This window comes from Legionella wadsworthii DSM 21896 = ATCC 33877 (assembly GCF_000701265.1).
Lineage (GTDB): Bacteria > Pseudomonadota > Gammaproteobacteria > Legionellales > Legionellaceae > Legionella > Legionella wadsworthii.
On record NZ_KL370760.1, the window covers coordinates 305,093 to 331,753 of the forward strand.

Here is a 26,661-nt window from a genome sequence, read left to right on the forward strand (position 1 = left end):
CTCAAAGAGATTTGAGATGAAACAAATTTTCCTTGTTTTTTTAGTTTTTTCTGGTTAAAAATAGTAGGCACAGGAAGATAATTTAACAAAAAAAGGAATTTCACATGGCTACCAACACAGAAGAGCTGGAACTGCTTATCAATCAAGATACCCCCAAAGACGAAACGCTTGAAAGACATCTAGAAACAACTCAGATCTCTATATCAATTGAAGAACAAGAAGTAAAAAAAGAAGAAGCGCACTTAGACGAAGAAATCAAATCGAAACTAAATCTTGTGGAGACAAATGCAGAGCAAGATAAAATTCAAAAAATTATTATTACTAAAGAAATTTTTGAACAAATTAAAAAAAGTCTGCAAGACACCATCAAGAGCATGGAAAAAAATCCCAGTATATTTTCTCGTGCTGCAGAATTTTGGGGGCAGTTACCTCTTTGGCAAAAAATATTAGGTGGGGTCGCTTTAACCGTTCCCACGTTACTTATTGGTATATTAGCCAATATTGGTTTTCTGTTAGCAATTTGCGGCGTCACCGCAGTGACTTATGCAGCCGGAGGCCTTATTCTTGATGATCATCATAAATGCAGCACCAGTGCGGTGGAAAGTTTACAAAAAGGTATTTTAGGCTTGGCAGATCTTCTTGAACTAACCATCAAAGCCCTAGATGTAATTCGCCAACAATTGGCATTGGAAATTCAAAAATTTGCCAGAGAAAACCAAAGACTCACAGAAAATATTGAGGCACTTAGCAACAAAATTGATTTAATTGACAGACAAGTCATGGCTACTTCAAGGGTGAATATAACCTTAACAGAAACCAAGGATGATTTGGTAAGAGTTTCAGAAGATTTAAAAGAGGGCGTTCATCAGCATGGTGATTTTCTGAAACAAAACCAGGATAAACTCGATCGCATTACAGAAGGATTTAATGCCACACAGAGGGAACTGGCTGAAAAACTCCAGGAAGTACAAAGATTACGCTCAGAAATGGCAAAGGATCTTGAACTTGCTAACGCAATGATATCCACTCTGAATAGTACTCTGTCTGAATTATCAGAAATCCGAATTGGTGATGAAGAACAAAAAAAAGCATTTCAAGCAAAATTAAATGAGTTTGTGACCAACAAAGAAGCCAGTTTCCTTCAAATTGCTGATCGTATTTGCGCCGCTGAAAATAAGCTTGCTATCACCCAAAAAGAGTTAGAACAATCGAATCAGAGATACCAACAACTCCTTGATAGACAAGAAAAACAAATTGACAGGATGAGCACTTTACCTCATATGGAAACAACATATAGAGGCACTCCAATTGCAGATATTTTAACAAAAATTGGTGTTCTAGCTTCTCATTCTAATAAAGAAATACCTGCCAACGATGAGCCAGTTCATAACTCAACCCCTGAACTCACTTAAAGAGAAATCACTATTCCTGTTCCCTCCAAATTTGGAGGGATGAATCGAAACAACTTACTGGGCTGATGGCATCTAATATTTATAGAATTCCTAGTCTATTTTACCCTCTAAAGACAAATGATATGCTTCTAAACCCGCCTGGACTGCAGGGCGTTCGCCGATTCGTTGATACCACTCAAGTAAATGGGTAAAACGCTGCTTATCAATTGTTTGTTTGTAAAAAATTTCGAAGCAGTATATCCAGGGCCAAATGGCCATATCGGCTATAGTATAATCAGTACCGCCGATATAGTCTGAATGTTTTAATTGTTTTTCCATAACGCTCAATATTCGGTCGCTTTCATCAGCATACCGCTTTAATGCATAAGGAATTTTTTCTTCGGCACGGTTAAAATGCCCTAATTGTCCAAACATAGGACCCACATGTGCTGCTTGAAAAAAGCACCATTGAATAATAGTATATTTTTCTTTCAAAGGTTGCGGTAAAAATTTGCCGTGCTTTTCTGCCAAATATTGCAAAATCGCGACACTTTCAAATAAATAAAAATCATTCTGCGAATCATATAGGACTGGGATTTTATTGTTGGGGGAAATTTTTAAAAACTCAGGTTTAAATTGTTCCCCGTTGGAGATATTAATTAATTCAATGGTGTACTTTTGCGATAACTCATGAAGCATGATTGTAGGTTTAATTCCATTAGGCGTACCCGAAGAGTATAAGGTATACATGGCCCCTCCCTTGTTTTAATTCCTGGAATGACAGTATAGTCTAATCTTATACTCTCACGAAACTGAAAAAGGAATTTATATGAGCCTCAAGGATCAAGTGGCTGTTCTTGATAGTTCCCGTACCCCGTTTGTCAAATCACAGACCAGTTATTTAGGGATATCGAATCAGGAATTGCTGGGAACAGCATTGGCTGGCCTGATCCAGAAGACCAAAATAGAAGGTGAATTACTGGGTGATTTTATTGCTGGTGCAGTAATGAATCATCCTTTTGATTGGAATCTAGCTCGTGAAACAGTCCTGGGGAGTAAGTTATCACCTGCAACACCCGGCTTAACCATTCAACGCGCCTGCGGCACGGGATTAGAAGCAGTCAATCTTATCGCCTTAAAAATTAATCATGGACAAATCGCTGCAGGAATCGCCGGCGGGACAGATACTAATTCAGACATTCCTTTAATTGGACAAAGAAGATTAACTCATTTTTTAATTAAATTCCAAAACGCCAAAAGCTTTAAAGAAAAACTCTCCCTTTTAAAGGACTTTCGTTTGGGTATGTTAAAACCTGAGGTTCCAGCGGTCAGAGAACCAAGAACTCATTTATCAATGGGAGAACATTGTGAACTAATGGTTAAGGAGTGGGACATTCCTCGAATGGCGCAAGATGAATTGGCACTTCGATCCCACAATCTTGCAGCGCAAGCTTATGATGAAGGATTTTATGATGACTTAATTGTGCCTCTTCATTCTTTAAAGCGTGATACATTAACCCGCAAAGATACCTCTTTAGAAAAATTATCTACTTTAAAGCCTGCTTTCGATAAATCAGAAAAAGGCAGCTTGACAGCTGGTAACTCAACGCCTTTGACGGATGGTGCTGCGGTTGTTTTATTGAGCTCTCCACAATGGGCTAAAGACCATCAACTCGAACCTCTTGCTTATTTTATTGATTGTGAAGTTGCGGCAGTGGATTTCGTACATGGAGCGGGCTTGTTAATGGCTCCAACCATAGCCGTGTCTCGTTTGTTGGCTAGAAATCACTTAAAATTACAAGATTTTGATTATTATGAAATCCATGAAGCATTTGCGGGCCAAGTACTCTGTACATTAAAGGCCTGGGAATCTCCTGAATATTGTCACAAGGTTTTAAATCTTAAAAAACCTTTAGGCAGCATCGACATACAAAAGATGAATATTAAAGGAGGCAGCCTCGCTCTTGGGCATCCTTTTGCGGCTACTGGGGGACGAATAGTGGGTACTGCCGCCAAAATATTGGCTAATAAAGGCCATGGGCGTATTCTCATAAGCATTTGTACTGCTGGAGGAATGGGTGTGGCAGCGATTATGGAGCGATAAAAAATCGCATGAACCGTTTTTAATTTTTTAGATCCAGATCAACTAATGTATAGGAAAGTTCTTCTGCTTCTTTAATTCTTTCAATATGAAGCCGATTTTTTTTCTTATTGAAAAAGTTTTTCGCGATGTAGGCACTAAAACCCGTCATGGAAGTAAACGTCTCGGTTACCTCGAAAGAGGGCTTGGGTGTAGCTCCATTGGATTTAAAGAAAAAACCTCCTCCATAGGTTGCATTAGCTGTCCCATTCGCTGTTTTATTGAGTAAGATATTTAAATTGTCAAAATAAACAGGAATGGTGAAATTACTTACTCCTAAATCTAAGGAAATATTAAAAGGTTGTGTTATCACTGCACCCCGATAATGTTCTCCATATACCTTTTGATCCCCTTTAGGAGGGTAGGTGAAATCAGGTAGAGATAAATTTGAAAAATTAAGAACTGCTGCAACTACCGCAGTGCTGAACATGGCTAAAGTAAGGCCGCTGGCTACCGCCTCCGCACTCACATAAACATATTCCTTTAAAGAAGGGTTTGCAATTTCCATTTGGTGCGTCTGGCTATACTCACGCCGCTCTTCTCGGTTTTGTTGCCAATAATGGATGTTGTCGCCTAAAGTTTTTAAAACGGCACCCGTGCCAATACAAATAGCACTGGCATTAATCAGCATTATGGAGCTCACATATTCGGTAAGATTATAAGATGGGGTCTTGTTATTGATCTGATTACTGTAATACCAGGGCAGCAAATCATTAAAACTATACCCTAAGTTGGTAATATTGACTCCAAGGGAGAAATTCCCTGTAGTTCGAACACCACCATAGTATGCCGCGCTAACATCTTGTGTATGAAGGACATTAGATATGGCGTATGCAGCACCACCAGCCACGCTCACCAATGTACCACAAGTACTCATAGTATCCGCTAGAGCATGAATCGTAGTGTCCAAGGTCCAATTGGTTGCTGCCCACAATCTATCAGTCCATTTCATCACTGCATCCTTATTGAATTGTACACAACACATCTATTTCAGCTGTTAACGCAGAAAACAAACCGACAAAGATTATGTTAAAGCATTAAAAAATTATTTTATCGCATGCAATGAAGGACGCAAATATAAATTTAATTTTTCTGCGCGATTGGTAAAAAGCCAATTGATGCCGCGATTTAATTCTCTATATAAACTATTTTGAGAATCCACCATACCCACCCCCACTATTTTTTTTGCTTCCTGGAATTGATGAATTATCCTTGAATTGATTAAACAATAATGACCTAGAATGCCTCCGTAATTTTCCTTAAGGCTGATGCGGCAAAACTCGTTCACATTATTATGCCCAGCCACCAACAACAGCGCGTTTTTAGGGAATTGGGATAATGAATAAAAAATCGACGCATCTAGAGTTAATAAATGATAGTTTACACCTGCAGATAATCCGCTTAATGCTTTTTTTAGGACTTCTTCTTCGTAAAATGGGGTTTTTAATTCAATAAACAAGTGCATGCTGTCGCCATAGGCAGCAATCACTTCGTCTAAAGTGGGTATACCAGGTACTAAAGCGCGTAACTCGTTAAAGTTCATAGCCGCAATGGAGCGATCGTATCCCCATAGACGTCTTAAGGTAGCGTCATGGTTTACTACAAGGACTTTATCTGATGTAGCGCGTACATCAAATTCAATTCCCCAACATCCAAGTTCCTTTGCCCTGCTAAAAGCTGCAAGTGTATTCTCAATAATTCCATTTGCGTGATGATGCGCACCTCGATGGGCGATCACGCGCGATGATTGAAAACTATTCATGGAAGGTTTGGGTCTCGGAAGGAGGGCAAAATAACCATCGATTGTTTTCTGTAGCCAATCAAGCAACACAGCGGCATCCCTGGATAAAGGTTCGATGCATTATTCTATGTGCTGAACCATGAAAATGCAAAAACAGCTGCTTTCTCTTGCAAATTGTGTAAAAATAATAGACTTTTAAATGAATTGCTGTCTATGCCATTAATTACTTCAAACATTGATCTTGCTATTCGAGATTTACAGGATGGAAAACCTGTAGCCATACCGACAGAAACAGTATATGGATTGGCTGCGCCTATCAATAATGAACAGGCAATTCGCACTGTTTTTTCTATGAAAAATAGGCCATTAAATCATCCATTAATTATCCATGTGGCAAAAAATTATAACCTCAATACCTTGGTGCAAGAGATACCAGGTTATGCCCGGCAACTCATTAAAAATTTTTGGCCAGGTCCTCTAACTCTTGTATTTCATGGTAAACCCGGTCAAATCAATCCAATCATTACTGGAGGACAGGATACTGTAGCCATACGGTGTCCTGCGCATCCTGTAGCTCAGGAATTATTAATAAAGTCAGGAATTCCGCTTGTTGCCCCCTCCGCCAATCCTTTTGGAAAAGTCAGTCCTACCACCGCGCAACACGTGAGTGAATCTTTCTCTAACCAAGAATTAATGATATTAGATGGAGGGCGATGCTCCGTGGGTATTGAATCGACCATCATTGATGCAACTCAGGCGGATACCTATCAAATTTTGCGCCATGGTTTAATTGATGAACAAATGATTGAAAAAGTAATTGCGACTCCCTCTCTTCATCTTGAAAGCACCCTTAGAGTGCCAGGTAAATTAGAGAGTCATTATCAACCACGAAAACCTTTATATTATTTTAATGATTTACAAGCTCTAAAAGATTTTTGTCGAAATAATCCAAAACCAATCTATGTGATCGCAAGCCAAAAACCCAGGAATATCCTTGAAGATCATTATTATCCTTTGGAAAACAATCCCGAGAAAGTGGCTTTTGATTTATATTTTCAATTAAGGAAAGCAGATGCTTCTAATGCCGAACTTATAGTCATTGAACTTCCCCCCGCTACGGGTAGTTGGCTTGGGATAAGAGAGCGTATTTTAAAAGCAGGAACTCCATATTCGATGGAACAAAGGTAATTCAATGGCCTATCTTCTCAGCGAACAGGAAAAAAGACGTTGACAGATCCGCAAAATATGAGTAACTTAGCGCCACAAATGCCGAGGTGGTGGAATTGGTAGACACGCTAGCTTCAGGTGCTAGTGGAGGAAACTCCGTGGAGGTTCGAGTCCTCTTCTCGGTACCATGCATCAACTTTTCTCAAATAATTTGACGTCCCCACACTATTTTAAATATTGGTCTGCAAAGCTTTTCCCAATGCATTTACCAATGATTTGATTCCACTTATTTTGATTTTTCTTGTCCAAAGAAGACGGAATTTGGCTATTCAATTTTTTTTCACATGTTGCAATAATATCTGGAATGGAGCTTAAGCATTTTTCAGAAGTCATTCCATTTTGCGTGAGCTTTTTATGAAGGGACTTGTCACTTACAAGCTTTTCACAAATTAATTTTGGCGCCACTATAGTCAACGCATCCAACCAATCTTCTTTTGTCATTTCATCACCTTTTTTTGTAGCTGTTTTGTCGGTTTTAGTAGCCAATAGAGATGTACCGGTCTTAGAAACACCTGCAAGATTATTCGTAAAAAAATCAACTCCAATACAATTTCCAATTTTAGTGCCCCAGATGGAGGCATTTTTTTTGTCTATTTTTTCCGGAAGTTTCGAATCATATTTTTTTTGGCACTTTTCAAAACTTGCAGGAATTAATGTCACACATTTGTCATAACTTATATTTGCTTTTTGCAGGAGATTATTCGTATCGGGATCGTTGACAAGATTTCGGCACATTTTTGATGGCGCCAATGCTTTAAAAGCGGTTATCCACTGATCTTTTGATATAGTTGTGGTTGCGAAGGCTGCTGTAGAAAATAATACGGCACTTATTCCGACTATATTTTTATAAGACATGATATCTATTCCATTAAATGATCTATTTAAAAGATAGACATAAATATTCTATTTTTCTAAATCAAATGGATATAAAATTTTCCAAAAGGTCGAGACCCCCAATCTGAATTACTGTCACTACTCTGTATAGGACATAGATTATTTTAAATAATAAAACATCCTGCATTTAATTGCATGGGATTGAGCTATGATAGGAGCAGTTCTTAGGAGATTTTAATGAAAATTATTGTTGCTGGTGGAACAGGATTTTTGGGGCAGATATTGGTGCCGGAATTATTAAAAGCTGGTCATGAAATTTATGTGATTGGACGCCATGAAGAAAGAATCTACAAAATTTTTGCAAATACAGTCCATGCATGCACTTGGGATACACTTAATTCATTAGACACAAATGAGTTTGAGGCAATCATTAATTTGGCAGGTAAGAATATTACGGATCATCGATGGAGCTCGAAAATAAAAGAAAAACTTCTTCGAAGCCGAATTGATACCACCAATCAATTAGTCCGATGGGGTTTAAAGGCTGTAAAAAAGCCCCACCTATATAATGCCAGTGCTGTAGGAATTTATGGCCTACAGAAGCAATTAGAAGAGGATGAGATTGTCTTTAACGAAACGACCGCGCCTATAGATTCTCCTAATACAAGCTTTGCTAATCAATTAGTGACTCAATGGGAACAAACTGCTAAAAAAGGTTTTGAGATGGGTATGCCGGTTACTTTAATGCGTTTTGGCGTCGTGCTGAAACGTGGAGAAGGCATGTTAAAAAAATTAGAATTGCCTGCTCAATATGGAATGGGTGCTGTAATGGGTTCTGGACAACAACCTTTGGCCTGGATTGATAGCGATGATCTGGTCAATGCAATTCAATTTCTTATCTCCCATCCAGAAATTACAGGTCCGGTAAATCTCGTAGCACCTCAATATGTATCACAGAAAACATTTACCAAAATACTGGCCCAGGTTTTAAAGAAACCTGCTTTTCTCTGGTTGCCCTCCTGGGTAATTAAACTTTTACTCGGTAAAATGGGTGAGGAGCTCTTATTATCTGGACAAACAGTAGTACCTCAGCGGTTGATTGAATACCAATTTGATTTTCAATATCCGACCTTGTACTCCGCATTAAATAAAGAATTTGGAGGTTAAGAATTATCATGAGTCTTCGATTATTATCCCTAGATGAAGTCAAACAATGTATTACCATGAGCCAAGCCATTACAGCAATGGAAAAAGCATTCATTCAATTAGCGAATAAGCAGGCAATGCTCCCTTTAAGAACGGGTATAAGCATTGATGAAGAAGAGGCACTTACTTTAACCATGCCTGCCTATCTGGCCCAGGATAAAGCGTTAGGATTAAAAGTGGCTTCCATTTTCCCTAAAAACAGTGCATTGAATAAGCCGACCATTACTGGTTTTATCATGTTACTTGATGCCAGCACGGGTGAACCCAAAGCCCTCATGGACGCAGGATATCTCACTGCATTGAGAACCGGAGCAGTTTCAGGATTAGCAACCCAATATTTTTCTATGGACAACTCCACTCATGTGGCCATCATCGGTTCCGGTGTGCAAGCAGAAACTCAACTTGAAGCCGTTGCCAATGTAAGAGAAATTAAAGAGGTCTCAGTATGGTCAAGAAACATCAAAAATGCAGAACAATTCGCGGAAAAATATGCGCACCAATATACAATCAAGGTTCATGAGCGCGTTGCTTTAGCGGTTAAAAATGCAGACATCATTTGCACGGCGACCGGCAGTGTGGAACCTTTAATACACCTGAGCGACCTAAAACCCCATGTGCATGTTAATGCAATTGGATCGCACACGCCTAAAATGAAGGAAATTAGCAGTGAGGTTCTTAAAAATGCTGTAGTTATTGTAGATCAATTGGATGCAGTGATGGCTGAATCTGGAGAGATAATCAGCGCGGTCCAGGAAAATAAAATCGAACAAGAAGACATCATTGAAATTGGCCATTGGTTAATCAACAAACAACCAGAGTACAAAAAGGAAACGACCGTATTTAAGTCAGTAGGTCTTTCCATTCAGGATTTAAGCGTTGCTTCCGTTGTTTACCAGAATGCTTTAAATAAAAAATTAGGAACCCTATTCTCACTCAATTAAAAGCAATAAAGCAATAATGAAGCGCAGCATAACCAGGAATGGGTGATATCCTAAGTTTAACCTTGATGAAGTTGCGCTTCGTCAAGGCGACTTTTTTTATCATTGCCCCAAACTCCCTATTGCTTCCCCAACCCGTATTTTACTCCCAGTTTTTAAATCGGAATTCCAGTGAACGGGGGCATCATTTGCAAACAACAAAACCACAGTAGATCCCAATTTGAAATAGCCCATTTCATCTCCTTGGGCCATGACTTCTTGCTGTTTTTCTTGATTGTATTCAAAATCAATTCGGTTTTTACTGCGCTTAATATCCCCGTGCCAACTGGTACCAATGGCGCCAACTATGGTGGCGCCCACCATAACCATAGCCATGGGGCCTACCTTAGTAGAAAAAAAGATAACGAGACGTTCATTGCGCGCAAACAGACGGGGTACCACGCGGACTGTAGAAGGTTGGACTGAAAATAAAGCGCCTGGAATATAAGTCATTGAAGAAATGGAGGCATCCATGGGCATATGCACCCGATGATAGTCCTTGGGCGATAAATACAAAGTTGCAAAGTGGCCATGGATGAATTGAGCGGCTACTTCATTATTGCAGGCTAGAAGATCGCTTAGAGAATAATTATGGCCTTTTGCCTGGATTAATTGCCCTTGCTCTATGGATCCTATTTCACTCACACTGCCATCAACTGGGGAGATGATATCTGCTTGAGCTATAGGCCTGCTTCCCGGTTTAAGATGGCGAATAAAAAAATCATTAAAGCTCGGATAGGCAGTAGGATCTTCTATCATTGCCTCACTCATATTGACTTCATACTTGTTGATAAATCGCTTAATAATATAATTTTTGACTTTAATATGTTTTACTTCGGCCAAGCATCCTGCAAGAAAGGTTAGCCCATGCTTTGGCAACAAATATTGAGGCAAAGTTTTTATTAAATCTAAAGACATGTGAAGCTCTCACAGCGTTAAAAAAAGGATCATAACCCATACTTTAAGTGGTCACAAACTTGGGTAGGTGAACACTTGAAGTATAGAGCACATTTTTTACTTTATTTGTTAATAAGTATTCTCATAGGTAAGTTGTAACTGCCGATGTGATGCGGAAATGGTTTCGTGGTGATATTTCAAGTTATCAAGATAAAATTGTTTATGGTCTTTTATATTGAAATTATCAATCAATTGGTATTTGGGCTCTTCTAGCATTATAGAATATCGGGAGATTTCTTTTTTAATGGTTTCAATTATTTTAACAAATAAAAATTCGTTGAGGGTAGAGGTTTCGCTGCCATTCATAAAAATCATCGCCAAAGCTTTTGCATTACTGTTACCCTTTAAATAACCTTCAACTTCTGCCCTTCTAGAGGCCCCCCACAGGCTTCCCCAGGTTTTCTTTTCGTAGGCTGCTAAGGAAGATGAGATTAAGCTGCCGAATGACTTCTCCGTGAGTGTGTCTACCCAATCATACATGGTTTTATATAATGTTGTCATACCCCCCTCACTATAAGCATGGGTAAACCGTTTGTCTTTTTTAGCAAAAAAAACAACATCTCGAGTAAAATCGATGATGCCTTTTTCAAAACTTTTATCTCTTATGGCCAAATCAATACTTGGAATAGGATGCTTTTGCAACATTAAATGCGTCAGTCCTTGTACCAGCAAAGTATTTAACGCACCATCTTGGGTCCCTGAGCTTAATATATAAGCCAGGCGATTATCGCCGCTTTCATGCGCGCTGGTTTTTAAATAGTTTTTCACGGGATCACTTCGTTGACGAAAGGACAGTGATGTCAAAAGAGGTGCATACTTTTTATCTATGATTTCATTGATATAACGTTCTAACTCTTCGGGTTTTAGACTTTTTGCCCATACAAATAATGAATCATAATATTGTTTCTTTACCTCCTCATGGGTAAAAGGCAATACTTCTCTTTTTACTGAAAGTAGTGCTTTTTCCATTAGCTGATCTGTGGTTGTCAAATGAACCTGGAAGTTTACCTGGTCTGCAAGCAACTTAAGCGTTGAAGCAATGCCATTAAATTCAGCGGCATAAGTGGTCGTGTTGGCTAAAGCTTGGCGTACTTTTAAATTATATGTTTGATACAACAGGGTCAGTTTATTTGAAAATTCCAAGTTGTCTTCTTCTTTAAGATCCTTGCGTTCTTTTTCATAATAAGTCTTGGTTATCGCATGAAACTCATTCACAAAAGCCGCTAAAGACAATACTGCGTCACGTAATTTACTGTCCTTATCCACCCGAATTTTTGACTCAATAATATCAGGGGAAATAACGGGGAGATTTCCAAATAGCTCCCATGCACTGGTTAGAGTCTCATCGGTCACTTTTTTGCTGACCAATTCAGAAATTTGCATATGAGGTGGATTGGTCGCTTCTTTGAGTAATGAGTTGGTTAATCTGTAGGAGTTATAAATTAAATCCTTTATCATGGGTGCAAATGCATCACGCCAAATTTGATGATATCGTTTTTGTATTTCATCCGTATCATACCGGGTTAATTCTTCCGTACTATAAGTTGTCTCATTTTCATCTTTTACCCACTTTTTGACATTCTGATAAAAAGAGGGTTTTTCGTATAGAGCCAAGTAGGAAGGGGGTAAAGGAATCCCGTAACCATTATCCGAGCATCCCATGTAAAAGACGACTATCCGATATAAACTATCATAATGTTCCTGATATAAATCCATCATAAAATCAACAAATGTTTTTTTATCAGTTTCTTCGTTACATAAGTTGGGATAAAGCTCTTCATATTTTGCCTTTAAAATCGGATCAGTGTCCTTTAAGGAAGAGTAATTTAAAGGGATATCACCGAAAAGCTCGGTTAATCGGCGACGTTGCACCTCCGGCTGAAAAGTTAACAGCGCTTTCAGGGCAGCAGCAAATTTTTGTTCTTGAGCCTGTGAGTTTTGAGCAAGTCGTGCGAATTCTACTGGATCGGCATAGGCTTTAGGTAATAGTTGTTTCAGCGCTTGTTCTTGGACACCAGGCATGATTACAGGGATTGTCTCCTGCCCTGGGTGTTGGTAAGGCGGCCAATGATAAGGCATGGATTCTTGAACATTAGGAAACGCTTCATAATCCCGCACCGTTAATGAAACATTCTTTTTAGGTATGCCAATAACCTTCCTTGGCTCTTTCATGTGAATCGTGAACCAATAAAAAAACATGTCAAAATCAATATCCCCGGCTAAGCTGAGATTATGGGGATGTGAATCATCATCATCGAGCCACCATCGGCCCAATAAAAGCTCCATGATATTTTCTTGGACCAAGGTATTCACGCTCGGAGCAACCTGCTCTTTTAAAGTGCTATTTATAGGAATGCCCTGGCTTGCAAAATGAAAAGGTTTAAAGTTTTCCAGACAAATGGACAGGGTTCCGATTAATTTGTCTTCCGTGTGCCCTCTTTTTGAAGTGATATCCAGAATCTTTCTCTTTACGTTCTGGAGCTGTTCCATAGTTAAAGGAGATTCCGGTTTAAAATCAGGAATCTCGCTGAGGTTAATAGAATCTTTTTTTATGATCCCTTCGGGAGTCTTTACCGTGTACTTTAATGATCCTTCTTCTAAAGAACTTTCTTCTAATTTAATATAAAGGGTTTCGGTCTTTAATGCATCACTACTCTCGGGCATGGTTTCGAGATCATATTCTTGAAATACCAAACGCTCTTCTGCCGATCTTTTCCCTTGAAAGGCTCTTTTGAAAGATGAAGTAGCAACGCTAATCTTAGCTAGCAGTTCAGGATAATGATTTTTAGGTTCGAGTTTTTTCAAAAACCCTTTTAGGATTTTACCATCTTCTTCAAAGGTAACAGGAAAGGTTTGATGAGAGCTATCCGAAATAGCGGCTTTTGTTGAGTAAGTTAGTTGACTATGCCTTAGTGCTTTTTTAGGAATTCCCATATTTAATCCATTAAATCCCAGTCGTCCTCTTAGAATAGTTCATATTAGGCAGAAATATAAAATAAGTTCAAGAATAATTTTCAAACAGATAACTATGAAACTAAGCCTGGTGCGTAAAGAATGCCCAGCCCGGAGGGAGATAGTTCCGAGCTAAGGCGTGTAGCTTTTTATGGGCTACGTTGGGTTAACACATTGGATTACTGGATAGGATGGACCAAGTATCATATTCCTCACCCTTATTGATATCCATAAGTTTAAGGGCTTCTTTATCTAAGGCTCGTATCTCTTCTCCTGAGCTTGATTGATTGAAAAACCAAAAATTCCCTGTGTAATGATATTTAACTGCATTCGCTCCAAAAAGGGTAATGGCACTAATGACTATATTAGCAACTACAAGCAAAATATTATATATAACTCTATAAAAGTCAGACTCAATTTCAGGATCCACTATTTTTAAAATGGCATCTTCTGCTTTTTTTAATTGATTATGTGCATCCATGTTATTCCCTTTAAGTGCTTCATAAGTAATCTTATATATATTTTTTCTATAACTTTCTTCCTCAATCTTCCATTTTGCAAGCGTATCTCGGTAGGAATCGGAACTATAAAATCGTTCGTGAATTTTTTTACATTGAGCCTCTACCCGCAAAATGACCTGGCGAAAACGTTGTGCTTTTTCGGTATCTTCTTGTGCGGACAACTCAATTATTTCCTGACTGAGTTTTAGATCCTGCATTTGCATCACACAAATAAACCGTTCCTGTAAACTTTTAGCTAACGACAATTGTTCCTTGTCATCTATATTAAGCACTTCATACCCTTGAGTAGGTATTACTTTTCTTATACCTTCAAAAAGAACATCTATCAACACCTTTAGCGTGTCACCTTCAAACTTTTCTAACTGGGGCAAAAGCAAGCGTAATGCGCGGCCGTTACTATCATTCTCTAACACTGAAAGATAGTCTGCAGCTTTACCATGTTTTGCTTTTTTTAATACAAGCAAAGCAGTGCTTGCGGATTTCAATTCCTGTAAATTTAATAAATGTAACTTGGAATTGACTCCATGAAACTTCTGAAGCTCTTTTGAAAAATGATATGCAATGGATTTGCGTAAATGCCGAGACGGATCCAAAGCAATTTTTTGCAATTTTTCTATGCTTACTGTCTTTGTCTTATCCAGAGCAACCAAACTGGAAGCCATTAATGGGTACTCTTTCGCCGCCTCAACAATTTGTTGGTACCCGTCAATGGATAAGGCCCCTTTCACCCAAAATATCAAACACAATCGTTTCGTGTTTTCGTCAGGTAATGAATGGATGAATTTTAATTCCTCAAGTTTTGTCGGATCTGCAAAAAATTGAGGTACATCTTGAGTGAGTTCTGGTTCTAACTCCACCAAACTATGAATTGCCCGGAAATAGGCTTCCTCCGATAAAATGATTTGGATTAAAGGATCCGGATAATTCTTTTGAATTAAAAAAGGGAGTAATTGAATTTGGGTTTCATGCCACATGAATCCTTTAAATCTATTAACACAATCGATATTGGCGAGAAACTGGCGGTTTTGTTCTAGGATTCCCTTATCATAGAAAACAAGAAGAATTTTTAATAACCTTTTATTAATCTCCTCATTCGCTGTGAACTTAACTCCTTTAATTTCTTTTTGTAACTGACTGGATTCAGATAAAATATCCTTGAGCAAGTTAATGGATAAAGGGAGCTCATCAAATAGTTTATACTGGAGAATTAAATCCAAAATTGGATTATCAGCAAATAAAGTAGATAAATTCAGTTCATTAAAAGGAATAGGATTGCGAAGAGTTGCTGTTTCCCCCTCAATTTGAAACTGACGCATCAACAGAACAATACGTTGAAATCGCAAATTGATTTCATTATGACTGTCCACTGCATTCTGTAATAAAAAGGTCGGTATAGCTGAATGAATATGAGCCAATAATGAGTGGGTAGAAGATACCGTTGAAAGACTTAGCTGTGGATCGAAATTTTTAATATAAGGCTTTAAATCAAAACTGGTTATGCAGATCACTTCCCTATCTTTAGGTTCTGCCTGGGTATTTTTAATTAAACCAATGATCCACTGTTTTGGATTATCCTTTCGGTACATGACCATGATGCCACAACTCTCTCCTGCATCATTCACGTAGCCAAAGTCAAGACGAACCAAATTCTGGTGGTAAATCTCAACATCTTCCTCTTCTTTCTTAAGTGGATCGCGTCCAAATAAATAAGATAGATTACCTGCGCTCATATTGCCTTGCAGATAATATTTACCTTGAACTTTTTTATACCAGATATTAAAAAAGCTTATTGCTTGTTTGACCGTTCCCAAAAAGTGAAAACTTGGAAGATCTCTAAGTATCGTTTTTGTGTCATCTTTTTGTTCTGCAATCGCCCAGTCCTGTCCAAAAGCATGGAAGAATTGTTGTGCATTTCCTTTCAGAAAATCAGGCATAGTTCATTCTCAAATGCATAATTGAGATGATTATAACCAATTATTCTGGAGATGGTGATGCATTTTTGCAAAAATTGAGTTTTTTATATCGATTTTATCCGATATGATAGGAGCAAGTCACAATTGGCAATTATTGAGTCAAGTTAATGGGTATGAAGTGTAATATTATCGGTGCAGGCAGACTCGGTAAAAATATCGCGTTGGCTTTATATCAAGCAGATCTCATCTCATCTCTTTCCCTTTGTAACCGCAGTTTGGAAAGTGCAGAAAAAGCCTGCCAGGAAATTGGCTTTGGTCAGGCTATCAGCAAGATCGAACACCTACCCGATGCCGATATCACCTGGATATGTACGAATGATGATGCCATTCAAAATATAGTTAAAGCATTAGCCCAAAATAAAAATCTGGAACCTGGTCATTTTGTCATTCATAGCAGTGGGGTACTTAGCTCTTCAATACTTTCTGTATTGCGTCATCAAGGTTGCTTGCTTGCGAGCTTCCATCCATTAAAGGCATTTAAGACAAACTATCTGCAAGCGACTGCTTTTAGGCAAGTTGATTGTGTGTTGGAAGGTGACCCAAAAGTATGTGATTGGTTAAAAAATTCATTTAATCATCTTAATTCCAATGTCATCAACATTAAACCTGAAGCAAAAGCGTTATATCATGCTGCGGCTTGCATGGCCTCCAATTATTTAATTACCTTGGCTGCGTGTAGTGAAGAATTGCTTCTCAATGCGGGTATGAATCCAGAACAAAGCCGCCAAATGATGATTCAATTAATGCAAGGAAATCTGAATAATTTAAGTAAAACAGCGCTTATTTCAGAGTCGCTTACTGGACCATTGGCGCGCGGGGATGTGCAAACCATTAGGTTGCATTTGGACGCTATAGAAAAACCTGATATCAAACAATTTTATCAAAGTGCGGCATTAAGTACTTTGTCTCTCACTCAATTACCTGAGGATGTAAAAGAAAAAATTAAAAAATTATGTAGACCTGAATCAATTTAAGTATTAACAGTATTTTTGGGGCTGTACGAAGAAGTTTCTGTTAGTGCATCGGTAGTAGATAGTTCATCTAATGGTCGACCATCCTGTAACTCTTTTTTCGCTATGAGCGTTAGTTCATTAGTATTCCCCTGTACAGGAGGTGGAATGACGAAAGTGCCGCTTTCCCTTTTTGTTCTCCAATTAGGAATTTCTTCTTTTTCTCTTCCGGAAACTACATGCTCATCAACGATGGCTTTTTGCTGCTCCTCCACAACTACTTCTTGTACCTCATCGGCAATTACAGAAGGCGGAACAACCTCTTGCTTCTCGGCAGATGCATCGAAACCTGTTTTTCCATTCGTGTATCTTTCTTGAATTTCTTGAGTGGCCTTCGCTTTGTAATCTTTGTAATCTTCATGACGTTTTATAAGCCAACCAGAGAGGGTGACCACGCTGAGAAAAATATCCATTTTTCCAAGGAATTTCCCAAAACTTTTTGGTTCCCAAGAATCAGCCATTTCTTTGGTAAGTCCTTTATGCGCTTGCATGTTACCAGCCTTTCCCTGTTTTAAATGGGGAAGTGGAGATTCTGCATTATTTCGATTTAAATTAGAAAAAAAGTTGCCAATTGCTGCGAACGGTTTTTTATACCAAGTCATATTGGGATCTACTTCTTTCCTAACATTAACTTTGGCAGATGCGCCTTGATCTACATCACTAACAAGTGAAGCACCAGATTGTAAATACTGGTCGTATTTACTATCCAGTTTTTCAATTAACTGTTCAGCGTGTTCTGAAACGTCTAATGGAGATGAGGCCAATTGTTTTACGAGATCAAAAATTTCACTAGGCGGATGAGCTGCTTCATGATCAAAAATGGCAACTCGGCCATTGATAGCTTGAGCGCGTTCGTTTCCACTTTTACATCCAGCAATGGATGCCTCTTCGATAAAAATGGATAAAGACTGGATGAGTTTGGCATATTTGTGTTGATGGTGTAAGTCATTAGCCATCATTCTTTTTAAAGCGGTTTGTGCTTGTTCAACTGGGCTTTCTTTAGGATATTTTGCATCGTTCATCCATGCTTCTTTAATTTGGCCTATTATTTTAATGGCCTGTTTTCCTTCCTCTGAGTTAGAAAAGAACAGATCATCATTAGGATAAGAAGGAGTTTTTGGATCCATTAAGAATTTTCTATAAAGCTGAAATACCTCTTTGGCTCTCCCAGTAGCAGGTTCTCCTGAAAGATTATACAGCATGGCCATTTCAGTCATTAAAGTGGCCTCAGTTCTTAGAGAATTGCCTCCGTATCCCAGTTCATCACCATTTCCGTTAACTGATATATTTTGTACAAGACATAATGGATTAGGAGCATATTTTGCTTCAGGTATAATAACCTCACCCCGCTTCGCCCCATGTTTTATCTTTAGCATCTGCGTTTTATTGTATAAATGTGCGCCACTCAAGATAATGCGTGCACCTTCTGACTGTTTGTTACCGTTAGTATCACCTAAAGTATCGTTAATCGCGGTATGCAGGTTATAGGTAAACGCCTTGGCTAATCCTTCTTTGCCACGAATCACATTTTTAAGATCATACTTAGTCGCAAGTGCTGTTAATTTCACACTAATGTCATTAATGGCATCTTTTTTACTGATGTCTTCTTTCACATCCAAAGAAGGTGTTCTAATTTGTAAGCGAGAAGGGACGTAGTCAGAATCAAGGGATATGGTAGCAATTTGCCTGTCAGCGAGCGTACTGATCCCTCTTTCATGGGCCGTGTTATCAGAACCTGATATCCAGGTGGCTTGTTGTAAGGCTCCGTCAACATGCAGTAGATCATTATTAGTAGCTGTTGTTGCCTCTGCTAAATGCTTCACGTCTGCTTTTTTCAGGTCTTTTCTGGTTAAGCGTTCTCCTGTTGCCCTAACTACCTCCTCCATTAGAATATTATGTGCTTGTATGGAAATACGTTTACGTGCTTTATCTAATTCCTCATTAAGAATGACGGTATCTAATGTTCCACCTTTTTTAGCCTCTGCTACGGCATCGATAAACTGCTGCTGAATTAAGGGCTGGAGCCGTCTCATAGCATTTTGATGTGCCAGAGCCATTTGTTCTTGACGTTTCGATTGCTCTTGGACTAGTTTCGATTTTGCATCGATTAGATATTCACCTTTTAATTGATCTTTTGTTTTCTTTTTTTCGGTGATTTCATCGGTTAGTTTTTGAATTTCTTTCAATTTTAGGAAATCAACTACCTTTGCTTTTTCTTGTTTTTTAATATCTTTCCGAAGCTGCCTTTCTTGGGACTCCGTATCATATTGTTTCTCAATTTCTGCAAATTTAGTGAGGCGTTCCTCCGTTTGTTTGTCCACAAACTTGGATTCAAATACTTTAGCGTAAGTTCTGGAAGCAAGCGCTAAATGGAAATGCAATTCTTGTTGAAGGGGAATGATACTGCTTTGAAACTTAGATAATTGCGCTTGGTCATCTGGGGATAATCCATTTATTTGATATTGTTCCCTGTACTTTTGTTGTAATATCCCTTGCTTTTTTTGAAAAAGATATTCATCAAAAATTTTGGGATATTCTTCAAAGTCTTCTTCCTCTGTTAAATCATATAAAAGAGAATCAAACTCTTCCTCGATTTGTTCTTTGTTTTTATTTTCACTTACAGGATGAAGGTTCATGTAAATTTCTTTAATGCCCGCCAATTTTACATTTTGCTCTTCAAGGGAAAGGTCGGAGAAACCTGGCTCTGTTAAAATACCAAGTAATTTTTTAAAATCTTCATCACTGAGCTTAGATTGTTTTTGATAATCTATAAATTGAGGTTCTGTAACTGGAACACTTGTTACGTCGAGACTGACTGTAGTGAATTTAGAAGCAGTAAAGGTTTTCTCTCTAGGAAAACCTATTCTAAAAAGTTCTTTATCCTCTTGAGTTAATTCCACATCAATTAGCACACGCCCTTGAGGATCAAATAATAAAGCGTCAGGAGCAGACAAAGCTTTTTCTTTAGCTTTTCTAATCAACAACTCCATATACTTTCTACGGGCTTCTATTTGCTGGGGTGTAAGCATGGTAAATCCCAAACTTCTCTCTATATTTAATATTAGCATAAGAAGAATTAATATAACCTTACGTCTTTTTGTAAAATACCTGTAAGGAAAATCAACAAAACGTAATTTTGCAGGTCAACAAAGAAAGAGGGTTGTTTTTAATTAAGAAAAATTCATGCATCTTATATAGAAAACATCATTGATTATAACTTAATCTCCCTACCAATATTTCCCTGCTTGGCAAGCTTTTTTGCTTTTCTATTTTCATGCCATGTTTGCAATACCACAAAAAATGCAGGGACGAATACCACGGCCAGGCAGGTGGATGCCAGCATGCCGCTGCATACAGCAATTCCAATGGAGCGCCGCGCATTAGCGCCCGCACCTGTAGCAAATACCAAGGGCATCACTCCCAGGATGAATGCAAAAGAGGTCATTAAGATGGGACGAAAGCGAGTTTTTGCGCCAATAACTGCTGCCTCCATAATTGGCACGTGATGAAGTTCACATTGCTCCCTTGCCACCTCAACTATCAAAATCGCATTTTTTGCAGCCAGAGCAATCAGCAGCAAAACACCAATTTGGGTATACATATTATTAGAAAGGCCTAAAGCCGATAAAACCAGTACAGTTCCCAGTAAGGCCAAAGGTACACTTAATAAAATTGCTGCTGGTGCAATCCAATTCTCATACTGTCCCGCCAAAATAAGATAAACCAAAATGAGCGACAGTATAAAAATGTAATAACTCATGTTCCCGGCAACCTTCTCCTGATAGGCAGTACTTGTCCATTCATAAGATATACCTGATGGCAATACTTGCTTGGCAAGCCTTTCCATCACCTGCATGGCCTGTCCTGAGCTGTAGCCTTGCGCTGCGGAACCATAAATATTACTGGAAGGATATAAATTATAAAGGGAGATAATCGAGGGCCCTACTGTGGGCGACATGTCAGTCAGCGTGCCTAATGGAACCATTTGTCCCGACTTGTTTCGTACATAATAATTTCGCACATCGTTAACTGACATTCGTGATGCGGCATCGGCTTGGACATAAACCTGGAATACTTGTCCAAATTTAGAAAAAAGATTGACATACGAAGAGCCCAGATAGGTTTGTAACGTATCCGATGCATCTCCTACTGAAACCCCTAAGGCTTCTGCTTTAACTCGGTTTATAGGCGCAGCCAGCTGTGGCACTGCAGCACGGAAAGAAGTCATCAAACGCTGCAATTCGGGTTGTTGGCTTGCATAGCGAAGCAACTGATCGGTAGCCGTTTGTAATTTTTGATAATCAAAGGATCCATCTTGCAGTTCAAGTTGCATCTGAAAACCGCCTGACATCCCTAAACCTTGGATGGGGGGCGGGATCATCACCAATATTTTAGCCCCCAACTCTTTTTCGGCAATGGCATTTAAGCTTTTATACATAGACAATAAATCTTCTTTTTTACCCCGAATGCTCCAATCTTTAAACATGATGTAAAGAACGCCGCCGTTGGCCAGACTTGCACTGTTGTCCAAAAGAGAAATCCCATCAATTGAAATGACATTTTCAATTCCATCCAGTTGGGAAACCTTCTCACTTAATTTGTGCAATACTGCTTCAGTGCGCTCCAGGCTGCTGCCGTCAGGTAATTGCACATTCATCATCGCATACCCTTGGTCTTCAATAGGAATAAAACCGGTAGGGATATTGCTTAGTCCTAAAATTGCCAAAATTACGAGAGAAATACCTATAAAACATACGGTCCTACTGTGGTGAACCAGCCGATCGATAAATCCAAGGTATCTATTTTCAATGGGATAGTAATACCTATCAAATGTACGGAAAACAATATTCTTTTTTCTATCTGGATCGATGGGTTTTAGCCATAAAGCGCATTGGGTGGGCTTTAAGGTCATGGCATTGATAGCACTGATGAAGGCAGTTGCTGCAATGACTAAGGCAAACTGCGCATACATAGCCCCTGTTAATCCTGGCATAAAACCGGCAGGGACAAATACGGCCATCAATACCAGCGTAATACCAATGATAGGTCCCAATAATTCCGTCATTGCATTAATGGCTGATTGTTTCGGAGAAGTTCCTCGCTCAATATGTTGAGTTACCCCCTCAACAATGACTATCGCATCATCCACGACAATTCCGATGGCTAAAACCAGTGCAAACAAGGTGAGTAAATTGATGGAATATTTTAATGCCAACATCGCAAAAAACGCACCCACAATGGTTACTGGTACCGTCGTTGTGGGTACCAATGTCGCTCGATAGTTTTGTAAAAATAGAAGAATCACAATTAAAACGAGAATACCCGCTTCAAATAATGTCTTATAGACTTCATCTACTGAAGCTTTAACAAAAACAGTGGTATCAAAAGGAATGGAGTACTCCATACCTGGCGGAAATTTCTTAGCCATATTGGCTACTGCTTTACGAACCTCAGTGGCAACTTGCAAGGCATTGGCGCCCGGAAGTTGATATATTCCGATTGCAGCAGCAGGTTTATTATTTAATTTAGCGAGCTGGTTATAACTGTTTGAACCTAGTTCAACGCGTCCAATATCGCGAATACGAACAATTTGGGCACTTTGTGTCGTTGTCGTTGATTTAGCGCTTTGATTGGGATTTTGAGCCACCGTTTTCACAATAATATTGGCAAATTGATCCACATCCGCAAGTTGTCCCGGTACATTGACAGTAAATTGATACGACTGTTTGTTTACTGTAGGGGGTGCCCCGATTTGTCCTGATGAAACTTCCTGGTTTTGATGGCTAATGGCTTGCAGCACATCACTTGGATTGAGCGAATAAGCCAACATCTTTTTAGGATCCAGCCAAACACGCATGGCATAAGTACCGGTTCCAAAAATCAGCACATTGCCGACGCCAGGCAGACGAGATAACTCATCCTGCATGTTAATTGCGGCATAATTATCAAGGAACAATCCATCGTACTCATTGTTTTTAGAGGTAAGGGTGATAAATTGCAGGATAGCAGTGGATTTTTGTTGCACCAGCACGCCTTGCTTTTGCACGGATTGGGGCAATTGAGCCATAGCAGATTGAACGCGGTTTTGTACCAATACCTGTGCAAAATTGAGATCAGTACCAATCGCGAAAGTTACAATTAAAGTGTAGGTTCCATTGTTTGTACTGGTGGATTGCATGTACAACATGTTTTCCACGCCATTTACTTGCTGCTCAATAGGCAATGCCACTGTTTTAATCATGGTTTTGGCATCGGCGCCTGGATAGGTGGTCGTGACTTGAATTGTCGGCGGCACAATTGCTGGATATTGAGACACGGGAAGAACAATTATCGCTACCAATCCTAACAGGACGATCAGTAATGCAATGACATTTGCCAATATAGGCCGTTCAATAAAAAATTTAGAAATCATTTCTGTAGTCTTCTCATATTAATCCATAGATGCAACAAGGATTGAACATTTAAGTTTTGACATTTCCCATATTTTTTTTCGTTTGCGTGTCCTGTTCATGGGGCTCAACCTTATTACCGGGAGTAGCATTTTGGAGACCATCGACAATGACTCGGTCTTCAGCCATGAGCCCTGTAGATACAGCCCGTATTCCATTCTCAATGCTACCCAAAGTCACTCTTTTAGTAACCACTACATTATTGCTATCTACAATCAACACATAGGAACCAATTTGGTCGTATAAGATTGCTGTATCAGGTACTGTTAATTGTTTTTGCGGTCTGGAGATTGCAACGCGTACTTCTACAAAAAGCCCGGGTACAAAGATAAGATCCTTATTTTGTAACACAGCGCGAAGCTCCATAGTCCCTGTAGAGGCATTCAGACCCGTATTTACGAAATCGAGCGTGGCTTTATATTTTTTCGTAGGCTCGTTTTGTAAGCTCACTTCAACAGGAACTTGTTTAATATCTTGAGGCTTAAATCCATGAGCCCGAGCAGCTGCACGTAATTTAAGTAAATCAAGCTCATTGAGATTAAAGTAAACATAGATGGGATCAATTTGCTCGATAGTTGCCAAATTGGTTGCTTCGCCATGACCTACCAGATTTCCAAGATCAACCAAATGGCGCCCGATTCGGCCATCAAAAGGCGCTGAAATATGGGTGTAACTGTAGTTAATTGCGGCATTTACTTCTTCAGCTTCTGCTTTATCCACTCCTGCGGTGATCTCCAGGGTTTTGGCATACCATTTTTCTACTTCATTTAAAGAAGTCGCATGTTGCTTATACATTCGCTGCTGGCGTGCATATTCTGATTTGTTATAGACAAGAGATGCTTTTTCCGCAGCGACTGTGGCTTTAGCAGCTCTTAATTTTTCATAATAAGGTTCAGGTTGAATTACAAAAAGTTCTTTTCCTTTTTTAACAAAAGTACCGTCAACAAATTCGATTGAATCCAGATACCCTTCAACACGTGCAACCAAATTCACTGAATTAAAGGCTACGGTATTGCCTGTCTGTGTTACATATTCAGCCACTTCTGCCAATATAGGTTTTTGTACAACAACCTGAGGTGTAGGAATGGCAGGCGTATTACTTTTGCCAAAGAAAAGTGAAATCAAATAGATGAGAAGTACAATAGCTAATGCTATCCCTAAAATTTTTAATGATTTTGAATTTCGATTAAAGTTCATACCCAACACCATTTTTAATTGATGATTTTCCTCTACCACTTAGGTAAGAAAAGCTCCTTTATTCTTTCTTTCCTGGTTCGGGGTGGCTCGTGATTTTTTTGTTTGAGCAAAGTGCCCCAATTGGTGCGCGCCCCCATTTCTGCTTTTATAAGTGGGGGGACAACATCATTATTTCCTCTAATTTCCCAGCCACCGCCTAGGGCTCGATATAGAGATATTAAAGCGAGCGGAATATTGGCTTGCGCGTTTACCAAAGCAGTTTGAACGCTTAGTTGCTGTTGTTCAGCATTCAACACGGGGGTAAAATCAACCTCTCCATTAATGTAACGAACAATAGCCAATTTCAAGGTTTTAATCGCCGCATTATTGGCTATAGTTAATGCACGTTCTGTTTTTTTGGCTTCTATATAGGCAGAGATACCATTTTGTACTTCCTGCTGCGCTTTGAGAACTGTATTGATGTAATTCAATAATGTCTGCTGGAATACTGCATCCTGTGCACGTACCGCGTTGGTGATTTGACCATAATTAAGAATCGGCCAAGTTAATGTTGGGCCTGCGGTCATTGAGTGATTGGACCAATTAAAAATATCTGATAGCGAGTTTTGGCCAATATTGTTTGCAGAAAAAACAAAAGTGCCATTTAAAGCCAAAGAAGGGAACAGGTTTGCTTTTGCTGCGCCAATCTTGGCGGATTGCGCAATGGCTTCTAAACGAGCCTGATGAATATCTGGCCTGCGCGCCATGGTTTCCACAGGAATTCCAACTGCTATCGTGGAAGGCGCCTTAGGAATCCCTTTATTTTTTCTAAGTTCACCATCCACGCCATTCGGCATGGTCCCTAATAAAAGAGCGATTGCATTTTTTTGCTGCTCTAAACTATTGACCAAAGGAGGAAGAGACGCTTCTGTTTGTGACAGTTCCGTCTGGGCTTGCTCTACATCCATGAGATTCGTTTGACCTGCTGTATAACGAGCTCTTGCTATTTTTAAACCTTCTCTTTGCACCGCAATGTTGGATTTAGTTACTTTGATTTGTGTCTCGTAGGTGCGAATTTGTATGTAGGTGCTGGCAACGTCTGCAGTAAGCGTTACTAAAGCATTATCATAAGCAGCTAATGAAGACAAAAATGTTGCATCATTGGCTTGAATTGCCCGTCTATATTTACCCCAAAAATCTATTTCCCAATTGGCAGCGAAACCCAGGGATAAAACGTCAAAGGATTGGGGTAGAACCGACTGCAGCTCACTCCCACCTATTTCATAATGGGTAAAATTGCCAGTTACTGCCTGTTGTTGCGGATACAACATACCTACCGATTGAGCCAAGAGCGCTCGAGTTTGCAGCACTCTGACCCCGGCAATTTGGAGCGATAAATTATTATAATAACCTTCATAAACTAAGGAAGTCAGCACTGGATCATGAAAAACTTCCCACCATTTAGTCGTTTTAAATGGTGTTTCTTTGACTGTGGCATCTTTTTTTGGCCAATGCGTAACAACTGGTTTTAGCGGCTCTTTATAATTAGGACCGACCATACAGGCGCTAAGAAACAGACAAGCCAGGAAGAGGGTAAAAAATTTTAACATGAGTGCTAAGAATTCCCTATCTAAACATAGTTCCAATTCGTGGAAATGACATTCCGCTTCTTACTTCAAGCACTTTATCACTAGTGAGAAGGATTTAATAGATCAGGAGTTTAAATCTGTGGGGAAGAGGTTTATCAACCAGCTTGTAGCTGATTTTTTTGGATCCCGCGGTCAAGCCGCGGGACGTAGGGTGGTGGAGTCGCAGGATGTGCAGAGCAGGTTGGCCGCAGGACATACAGAGGTGCTTAGTCGCAGGATGTGCAGAGCAGGTTGGCCGCAGGACGTGCAGAGATGGTAAGTCACAGGACGTGCAGAGCAGGTTGGCTGTAGGGCGTGCAGAGGTGCTTAGTCACAGGACGTAGAGAGCAGATTGGCCGCAGGACGTGCAGAGGTGGTTGGTAGAAGGATTAATTTTTCCTACTTCCCGCGGCTTGACCGCGGGATCCAGAAATTCGCTTGAACTTAATTTTAAAGCCCAAAATCAATCCAGAAGTTGT

The 26,661-nt window shown here is 39.4% G+C and carries 17 protein-coding genes and 1 tRNA gene; 7 read left to right on the forward strand and 11 right to left on the reverse strand.

Going from position 1 to position 26,661, the window contains the following annotated elements:
- The first annotated feature begins 104 nt into the window (after positions 1-104).
- Positions 105-1,412 (forward strand): LegC2/C7 family Dot/Icm T4SS effector, encoded by a 1,308-nt coding sequence (locus BU07_RS0113000; protein WP_031566689.1) that lies wholly within the window; start codon positions 105-107, stop codon positions 1,410-1,412.
- A 90-nt stretch (positions 1,413-1,502) separates the two neighbouring features.
- On the opposite strand, the gene BU07_RS0113005 is transcribed toward BU07_RS0113000, so the two are convergent.
- Positions 1,503-2,141 (reverse strand): glutathione S-transferase N-terminal domain-containing protein, encoded by a 639-nt coding sequence (locus BU07_RS0113005; RefSeq protein WP_031566691.1) that lies wholly within the window; start codon positions 2,139-2,141, stop codon positions 1,503-1,505.
- Between the two features lie 79 nt (positions 2,142-2,220).
- Between BU07_RS0113005 and BU07_RS0113010 the strand changes: the two genes are divergently transcribed.
- Positions 2,221-3,495: an acetyl-CoA C-acetyltransferase gene (locus BU07_RS0113010; RefSeq protein ID WP_031566693.1), complete on the forward strand. Its 1,275-nt coding sequence runs from the start codon at positions 2,221-2,223 to the stop codon at positions 3,493-3,495.
- Between the two features lie 19 nt (positions 3,496-3,514).
- Here BU07_RS0113010 and BU07_RS0113015 read toward each other — a convergent pair whose 3' ends face one another.
- The gene (locus BU07_RS0113015; protein ID WP_031566696.1) at positions 3,515-4,483 is read right to left on the reverse strand and encodes a hypothetical protein; all 969 of its coding nucleotides are present in this window, start codon (positions 4,481-4,483) and stop codon (positions 3,515-3,517) included.
- 93 nt (positions 4,484-4,576) lie between these two features.
- Positions 4,577-5,362 (reverse strand): glycerophosphodiester phosphodiesterase, encoded by a 786-nt coding sequence (locus tag BU07_RS0113020; RefSeq protein ID WP_031566699.1) that lies wholly within the window; start codon positions 5,360-5,362, stop codon positions 4,577-4,579.
- Between the two features lie 123 nt (positions 5,363-5,485).
- Here BU07_RS0113020 and BU07_RS0113025 point away from each other — a divergent pair, with 123 nt between their 5' ends.
- A complete protein-coding gene (locus BU07_RS0113025) occupies positions 5,486-6,460 on the forward strand; it encodes an L-threonylcarbamoyladenylate synthase (protein ID WP_031566700.1) in 975 nt (324 codons plus the stop codon).
- Between the two features lie 80 nt (positions 6,461-6,540).
- Positions 6,541-6,627, forward strand: a tRNA-Leu gene (locus BU07_RS0113030).
- Positions 6,628-6,664: 37 nt separating this feature from the next.
- On the opposite strand, the gene BU07_RS17055 is transcribed toward BU07_RS0113030, so the two are convergent.
- The gene (locus BU07_RS17055) at positions 6,665-7,354 is read right to left on the reverse strand and encodes a hypothetical protein (RefSeq protein WP_051635584.1); all 690 of its coding nucleotides are present in this window, start codon (positions 7,352-7,354) and stop codon (positions 6,665-6,667) included.
- Positions 7,355-7,570: 216 nt separating this feature from the next.
- Between BU07_RS17055 and BU07_RS0113040 the strand changes: the two genes are divergently transcribed.
- Positions 7,571-8,500, forward strand: a complete 930-nt coding sequence (locus BU07_RS0113040) for a TIGR01777 family oxidoreductase (protein ID WP_031566705.1) — start codon at positions 7,571-7,573, stop codon at positions 8,498-8,500.
- An 8-nt stretch (positions 8,501-8,508) separates the two neighbouring features.
- Positions 8,509-9,480: an ornithine cyclodeaminase family protein gene (locus BU07_RS0113045; RefSeq protein WP_031566707.1), complete on the forward strand. Its 972-nt coding sequence runs from the start codon at positions 8,509-8,511 to the stop codon at positions 9,478-9,480.
- A 99-nt stretch (positions 9,481-9,579) separates the two neighbouring features.
- Here the strand turns inward: BU07_RS0113045 and asd are convergent, their stop codons facing one another.
- The 3 genes from asd to BU07_RS0113065 all read right to left on the reverse strand — a co-directional run bounded on the left by asd (position 9,580) and on the right by BU07_RS0113065 (position 15,880).
- Complete coding sequence (asd, locus tag BU07_RS0113055) at positions 9,580-10,434, reverse strand: archaetidylserine decarboxylase (RefSeq protein WP_031566708.1); 855 nt, start codon at positions 10,432-10,434, stop codon at positions 9,580-9,582.
- 108 nt (positions 10,435-10,542) lie between these two features.
- Positions 10,543-13,407 (reverse strand): hypothetical protein, encoded by a 2,865-nt coding sequence (locus BU07_RS0113060; protein WP_031566710.1) that lies wholly within the window; start codon positions 13,405-13,407, stop codon positions 10,543-10,545.
- Between the two features lie 184 nt (positions 13,408-13,591).
- A complete protein-coding gene (locus tag BU07_RS0113065; protein ID WP_031566712.1) occupies positions 13,592-15,880 on the reverse strand; it encodes a hypothetical protein in 2,289 nt (762 codons plus the stop codon).
- Between the two features lie 152 nt (positions 15,881-16,032).
- Between BU07_RS0113065 and BU07_RS0113070 the strand changes: the two genes are divergently transcribed.
- On the forward strand, positions 16,033-16,893 hold the full coding sequence (locus BU07_RS0113070) for a Rossmann-like and DUF2520 domain-containing protein (RefSeq protein WP_031566714.1): 861 nt from the start codon (positions 16,033-16,035) through the stop codon (positions 16,891-16,893).
- Here the strand turns inward: BU07_RS0113070 and BU07_RS0113075 are convergent.
- From BU07_RS0113075 to BU07_RS0113090, 4 genes are all read right to left on the reverse strand, one after another.
- Positions 16,890-19,958 (reverse strand): hypothetical protein, encoded by a 3,069-nt coding sequence (locus tag BU07_RS0113075; protein WP_051635586.1) that lies wholly within the window; start codon positions 19,956-19,958, stop codon positions 16,890-16,892. The two genes, BU07_RS0113070 and BU07_RS0113075, sit on opposite strands and share 4 nt — an antisense overlap.
- 182 nt (positions 19,959-20,140) lie before the next feature.
- Complete coding sequence (locus tag BU07_RS0113080; RefSeq protein ID WP_031566717.1) at positions 20,141-23,341, reverse strand: efflux RND transporter permease subunit; 3,201 nt, start codon at positions 23,339-23,341, stop codon at positions 20,141-20,143.
- Between the two features lie 49 nt (positions 23,342-23,390).
- Positions 23,391-24,575, reverse strand: coding sequence for an efflux RND transporter periplasmic adaptor subunit (locus BU07_RS0113085; RefSeq protein WP_031566719.1), 1,185 nt, complete (start codon positions 24,573-24,575; stop codon positions 23,391-23,393).
- A gap of 32 nt (positions 24,576-24,607) precedes the next feature.
- On the reverse strand, positions 24,608-26,164 hold the full coding sequence (locus tag BU07_RS0113090; protein WP_031566722.1) for an efflux transporter outer membrane subunit: 1,557 nt from the start codon (positions 26,162-26,164) through the stop codon (positions 24,608-24,610).
- Positions 26,165-26,661: the final 497 nt, after the last annotated feature.